This is a genomic window from Phenylobacterium sp. (genome assembly GCF_030654915.1).
Lineage (GTDB): Bacteria > Pseudomonadota > Alphaproteobacteria > Caulobacterales > Caulobacteraceae > Phenylobacterium.
On sequence record NZ_JAURWM010000210.1, the window covers coordinates 1 to 5,700 of the forward strand.

Below are 5,700 nucleotides of genomic sequence, written 5' to 3' on the forward strand. Positions count from 1 at the left end.
TGGGATGCTCAAAGCCGACCGGCCCTGGCGAACCAACCAGCCTTGACCCTCAACACAGTCGCCGGCCGTCGCCACGATGAGCGGGGTCGGTGACAAGGTGTTGAATTTTCTCGACCCCGATTGAGTCGGGACCCTAGCACACGGGCCGCCCCGCCAGCCGCGACACCATAGTCTAGCTTGCTATCTTGAATTGCACGCAGGGGCGGATAGATGGCGGCGCGTTGGGCTCTTGTTATGGCCTTGCTGGCGATCCCGATGGGAAGCGGCGCCCTGGCCAAGCCGCCGCCGAGGCCCTCGGTGGCCGAGCAGGCGGCGATCTCCCGTGCGGCCGAGCGGGGCCGGTTGATCTACCCCTATGATCAGGCCGCGTGGCACGCCACCGACGAGATGATGCGGCGGATACCCACGGCCTCGCTCCCAGCCGACGGCGGGTGGGTGGTCGAGCCGCAGGGCGATCTGTTGCGGGTGACCTATTACGGCGTCGAGGGCGAGGCGATCTACGCCCTGTTCCGGGCCGATATGCGCGGGTCCAAGGTGGTCCAGAGCCGCGTCTTCGCCGCTGACGACGACCGCACCCTGACGCGCGAGACCCTGGCGCTGGTCAGGGCGCGCCAGGTGGCGATGAGCCACGGGAACGGGAAGGCGCGCTGCACGAGCGGCCCCTTCAATGTCGTGGTGGTCCCGCGACAGGCGGGCCAGCCGACCTCTGTCTATCTGCTGAGCCCCATGGCCACCGCCGGCGAGTATCCATTCGGCGGCCACTACGAGATCGAAGTCGCCCCGGACGGGGCGGTTGTTTCGGAACGCGCCTTCACCAAGACGTGCCTCGATATCGGCGCGCCGCCGGCAGGCGCCGGGGACGGGGCGATGGCGGTGGTCAGCCATGTGATGGACCCCACGCCGACCGAGATCCACGTCTTCTTGTCGCTGTGGATGGGCAAGCCGGTCGCCGTGATCACCGCGCCGAAGCAGGGCTGGAGCGTCAGCGGCGACCAGATCGAACCGGTCCGGATGAACTGAGGCGCGCTTCGCCCGATCAGCCCGCCGGGGTCTGTAGCCAGGCGATGAACTCGGCGTGGGCGCGGGCGGCGGCCCGCGGATCGAACCGGAAGGTCGAGTCGGGCGTGGTCAGGCGCTCGTCGAAGGCGTGAGTCACGCCTGGGAAGACAATGGTGTCGGTCCGGGCGCCGGCCCGGCGGGCGCGTTCGATCATCGGCTGGCAGCCGGCCTGGCTCTGGACGGTGTCATGCTCGGCGAAGACCCAGCGGACGTCGCCCTTCCAGGTCCAGTCCCTGCGTCCGGCCTGCGCGGGAAATGCGCAGAAGGGATAGGTGAAGTAGATGGCCTCGACCCCCGCCATGGTCCGGCGGAAGCTGCCGTCGCCGGGGTCGCGCAGGGTGAGCAGATCGCCGACCGCCCAGCCGCCGTGGCTCCAAGAGGCGATGCGCAGATGGCGAGGGTCGATACGCGGGTCATCCTGCAAGACGTCGAGGCCGGCCAGGACGTCGGCGGCGCGGTGGAACCCCCTGAGCCTCAGCCCGCTGCACACCCTGATGCGCGCCCAGCGCGCTTCCCAATCGCGGGGGGCGTAGCTGTCGAGGATGGCGGCCGCCCATCCGGCCTTGACCGCCGAGGCGGCGTATTCGTCCATGATAGGGTTGGGCTCGTAGGGGCCGCGAAGTCCCCCGCAGCCATGGATGAGAAGCACCGTGGGGAACGGGCCGGGGCCGGGCGGCGTCACCAACTCCAGTCCCGAGGCCATGAACTTGGCATGGCTGGCGCGGGCGGACGGCGCCAGGAAATGGGGCCGCCAGATCGTCGCGACATAGACCGCCGCTATAGCGACCACGCCGGCCGCCAGCGCCAGTCCAAGCCCCGCCAAGATCCGCCAGCGCCGTTTGGCCATATCCGAACGCCTCCGCCGCCATCGTGGGACAGGAGTGTTGCACGTTCGCGACGGCGCGCCAGGGGGTGCAAAAGTTCCTATTTTGTTCTTATCTTGAGCGTTCTTTCGGGGTAAACTTCACAGGTGCCTTCCTCCGCCGACAAGCCTTGGGTCCCGCCGCGTCAGCGGTTCGTGCCGCCGATGGATCACACGGGAGGCGCGGGCGGATCGCAGTACCGTCGAGAGTTTGGCGAGGTGATCTGTGCACGGATCGATGCCGGAGAGACGCTGAACGCGATCTGCGCCGATCCGGCCATGCCGTGCCGCGCGACACTCCGGCAGTGGCGCAAGATGCACCCTGAGTTCGCGGCGATGTACGAGCGGGTGCGACGCCACTTGGCCGAGGGCAAGATCCAGAATCGGCGACTGAAGCATGTGTCCGACGCCTGGCGCGTGCCGCATGAGATCAGACTAGGTCTGCGGAAGCCCCATTTTGGGGGCAGGAAGAGCACCTATCGGCGGGCCTGGGGCGCGGCGTTCTGCGAGCGGGTGGCGGCCGGCGAGACCATCATGGCGATCACCGCCGATCCGGCGATGCCGTCGGCGAAGGCGGTCTATGGCTGGCTGAAACGCCACGAGGAATTCCTGGACATGTACCTGGAGGCCCGGGCCGAGCAGAAGCGGTGGCTGGAGTTCAACATCGACATGGTCGTGATAGAGGCGACGCCCGCCACCTTCAGGTCGGCCAAGGCCGAGGTCGCTAGGCTGGAGGGCCTGATCGGACGGCTGACGGCCAAGACCTATCGGCCTTGAGGCGGGGGCTGAGGCGGTTGGGGTTTGGAGCGTTCGCTTCCCCGTTCGTCATCCTAGGCCTTGTGCCTAGGACCCCTTGATCGGCTGCAAGGCGATGCCGGGTGGCAGCGTGATTGGCGGCGCATCCCTCTGGTTTTCAGTGCGACCGCTAGAGGGGTCCTAGGCACGAGGCCTAGGATGACGAAGGTTTGAGAGGTGAGCGCGCCTAGATCGGCGCGCCGATGACCAGGGTCTGGTCGCCACGGCGCCGGATGGCTTGCCCGTCGCGCAGGGTGCGGTGGGGGATGGCGTTGGCCGCCAGATAGGCGGCGGCGCGGTCGGCGGCCTGGGCCTCAGGGTGGTCCGAGGCGAAGTGCGGGACGATGGCGAAGTCGACCAGGCCCATGCCCTCCCAGATGATCTCGCGGTCATAGCCGGGGATGATCAGTTCCGGCGCGTCCATCAGGTGCAGGCCGCGCAGGGTCGAGCCGGCCACGCAGGCGCCGGCGCTCCAGCCACCATAGGCCAGGCTGTCCTCGGCGAGACGCCGGGCGAGGATGTGGTCCAGGCCGCTCTGGCGCAGGGCGCGGCGCAACAGGAAGGCGTTGCCGCCCACGGCCCAGACCAGGCCGACATTCGCCAGGTCGCGCTCCAGCGCCGCGGGGTTTGCGAAATAGTCGCGCAGGTCGAGATCGGCGGCGTCCAGGCCGGCCTCGCGCAGCTCGAAGACCGGATCGTGGATCTTGCGGGCGTAGGCTTGGCGCTCGGCGGCCGTGATCATGTCGACGGCGTTGGCGATCACCACGGCCCGGCAGGGGCCGCCGGCCAGGTCCAGCAGATGGCCCGCTGTTTCCTCGCTCCGGTAGGAGGATAGGTAGAACCGCATGGCTCAGGCCCGGCGCTTGAGGACGGCGGTGGCCTGGACGGCGGTGTCGGTCTGGCCGGGGATGATCTCCAGCACCTCGAAATGCTCCTGCGCCATCTGCGTGAAATAGGCGCGGCTGGTCCAGGCCGAGAGGTAGTTGGAGCCCTCCAGCGCGTCGTTCCAGACCACATAGTCCTGCGCGGCCAACAGCGGCGGGACCTCGGCAGGCCCCCAGGCGCGGGCGTAGTCCTCGTCGTGGAAGGTCAGCAGGGCGATCCCGCCGGGGCGCAGGGTGCGGGCGGTCTCGGCCAGCCAGGCGCGGGTCCCCTTCTCGCGCAGGTGGGTGAGGACGGAATAGGCGTAGACGAGGTCGATCGAGGCGGGCGCCAGCTTCACCGGCGGCGTCAGGCGGTTGACGAAGTAGGTCCCGGGCAGGGCGCCAGCGCACCAGTCCAGCAGGCGCCGGTTGATGTCCGAGCCGTGGAAGGTCCCGCCGCCGGCGATAACCTCAGGCGCCGCCCAGCGGGCGATGCGGCCGCAGCCGCAGCCCAGGTCCCAGACATCCAGCGGACCGGTGAGGCCATGCTTGGCGGCCAGGGCCAGGAACCGCTCGGCGTCCGCGCGGCCGCGCTCGGAGAACCAGGCGTGGCCAGAGGCGCCGGCCACCAGGACGATCAGCTCGGCCGGCGGCATCGGCCGCTGGTCGTCGACCGCCTCGCTGGCGAAGCTACGGACCAGCTCGCGCTCCTGGCGGCGGTGCAGCGGACCGATCAGGCCGGTCAGCTCCAGGCCTCGGTGGACGGCGCGGCGCAGCGGATCTCGCATGGGAAAGCCCCTAGGTGAGGCGGGAGACTAAGGCCAAAACCGGCGGCTGCGCCAGGGCCAACACCACCCTGAGTGGGCTTGCGTCACGGGCCGGTCTTGGCCCATGACGGCGCTCACCGCCGCAGTGAGACAGGACAGGGATCGATGAGCCGCTTCTGGAGCCCCCTGGTGCACGACCTGAAACCCTATGTGCCCGGCGAGCAGCCGCGCATCGAGGGGCTGGTCAAGCTGAACACCAATGAGAGCCCGTTCGGCCCCTCGCCGCGCGCGATGGCGGCGATCAGCGCGGCGGCGAATGAGGCTCTGCGGCTCTATCCCGATCCCCAGGCCCTTGCCCTGCGCGAGACCCTGGCCGCCTATCACGGGGTGAGCCCGGCGCAGGTGTTCGTCGGCAACGGTTCGGACGAGGTGCTGGCCCACGCCTTCGCCGCCCTGCTGAAGCACGAGGCGCCGCTGCTGTTCCCCGACATCAGCTACAGCTTCTATCCGGTCTATTGCCGGCTGTTTGGGATCGAGCACGTGACCGTGCCGCTGGACGCGACCCTGGCCATCGACCCGGCCGACTATCGCCGCCCGGCCGGGGCGATCATCCTGCCCAATCCGAACGCGCCAACCGGGGTGGCCTTGAGCCGCGCGCAGATCGCCGGCCTGCTCGCCGAGCATCCCGACATTCCGGTGGTGATCGACGAGGCCTATGTCGATTTCGGCGGCGAGAGCGCCATCCCGCTGATCGCCGACCATCCCAACCTGCTGGTGGTGCAGACCATGTCGAAGTCGCGGGGGCTGGCGGGCCTGCGGGTCGGCTACGCCATCGGCGATGTGGCCCTGATCGAGGCGCTGGTGCGGGTGAAGGACAGCTTCAACTCCTATCCGCTCGGCCGCCCGGCCCAGGCCGGGGCCATCGCCTCGGTCGAGGACGAAGCGTTCTTCCAGGCCGGGCGCGCCGCCGTCATCGCCACCCGCGAGCGGATGACGCAGGGGCTGGTGGAGCTGGGTTTCGAGGTGCTGCCCTCGGCGGCCAATTTCGTGTTCGCGCGGCGCCCGGGCCATGAGGGCGCGGCCTTGACGGCGGCCCTGCGCGAGCGGGCGGTGCTGGTGCGCCATTTCGCCGGTCCGCGCACCGCCGACTATCTGCGGATCAGTGTCGGGACCGAGCCGCAGGTCGACCGGCTGCTGTCGGCCCTGGCCGAGATCGTGGGCGAGGGCTGAAAGCGGTCGCGCGACGCCACGTCAACATCCACGCCGGCTTTACCTCCCCTCGCCTTGCGATAACCTGCCCCGCAAACGCAGAGACAGACGGCTCCTGAAGAGCCGCGAAGGGGAGGGACCGATG

General features: G+C 69.4%; 6 protein-coding genes. 3 read left to right on the forward strand and 3 right to left on the reverse strand.

Going from position 1 to position 5,700, the window contains the following annotated elements; genetic code table 11:
* The first annotated feature begins 210 nt into the window (after positions 1 to 210).
* Complete coding sequence (locus Q7T84_RS10670) at positions 211 to 1,020, forward strand: hypothetical protein (RefSeq protein WP_304808576.1); 810 nt, start codon at positions 211 to 213, stop codon at positions 1,018 to 1,020.
* 16 nt (positions 1,021 to 1,036) lie between these two features.
* Here Q7T84_RS10670 and Q7T84_RS10675 read toward each other — a convergent pair whose 3' ends face one another.
* On the reverse strand, positions 1,037 to 1,906 hold the full coding sequence (locus tag Q7T84_RS10675; protein ID WP_304808578.1) for a dienelactone hydrolase family protein: 870 nt from the start codon (positions 1,904 to 1,906) through the stop codon (positions 1,037 to 1,039).
* A gap of 180 nt (positions 1,907 to 2,086) precedes the next feature.
* Here Q7T84_RS10675 and Q7T84_RS10680 point away from each other — a divergent pair, with 180 nt between their 5' ends.
* On the forward strand, positions 2,087 to 2,698 hold the full coding sequence (locus tag Q7T84_RS10680; protein WP_304808580.1) for a hypothetical protein: 612 nt from the start codon (positions 2,087 to 2,089) through the stop codon (positions 2,696 to 2,698).
* 205 nt (positions 2,699 to 2,903) lie between these two features.
* Here the strand turns inward: Q7T84_RS10680 and Q7T84_RS10685 are convergent, their stop codons facing one another.
* Entirely contained in the window at positions 2,904 to 3,563 is a 660-nt protein-coding gene (locus Q7T84_RS10685; RefSeq protein ID WP_304808582.1) for a Type 1 glutamine amidotransferase-like domain-containing protein, read from the reverse strand.
* A gap of 3 nt (positions 3,564 to 3,566) precedes the next feature.
* Positions 3,567 to 4,367 (reverse strand): class I SAM-dependent methyltransferase, encoded by an 801-nt coding sequence (locus tag Q7T84_RS10690; RefSeq protein WP_304808584.1) that lies wholly within the window; start codon positions 4,365 to 4,367, stop codon positions 3,567 to 3,569.
* A 144-nt stretch (positions 4,368 to 4,511) separates the two neighbouring features.
* Here Q7T84_RS10690 and hisC point away from each other — a divergent pair, with 144 nt between their 5' ends.
* Entirely contained in the window at positions 4,512 to 5,576 is a 1,065-nt protein-coding gene (gene hisC, locus Q7T84_RS10695) for a histidinol-phosphate transaminase (RefSeq protein WP_304808586.1), read from the forward strand.
* Positions 5,577 to 5,700: the final 124 nt, after the last annotated feature.

Bases quoted from the DNA above. Each gene is read 5' to 3' on its own strand.
- Q7T84_RS10680 (WP_304808580.1), top strand. From the start codon at position 2,087: ATGGATCACACGGGAGGCGCGGGCGGATCGCAGTACCGTCGAGAGTTT.
- Q7T84_RS10685 (WP_304808582.1), bottom strand. From the start codon at position 3,563: ATGCGGTTCTACCTATCCTCCTACCGGAGCGAGGAAACAGCGGGCCAT.
- Q7T84_RS10675 (WP_304808578.1), bottom strand. From the start codon at position 1,906: ATGGCCAAACGGCGCTGGCGGATCTTGGCGGGGCTTGGACTGGCGCTG.
- Q7T84_RS10690 (WP_304808584.1), bottom strand. From the start codon at position 4,367: ATGCGAGATCCGCTGCGCCGCGCCGTCCACCGAGGCCTGGAGCTGACC.
- Q7T84_RS10670 (WP_304808576.1), top strand. From the start codon at position 211: ATGGCGGCGCGTTGGGCTCTTGTTATGGCCTTGCTGGCGATCCCGATG.
- hisC (WP_304808586.1), top strand. From the start codon at position 4,512: ATGAGCCGCTTCTGGAGCCCCCTGGTGCACGACCTGAAACCCTATGTG.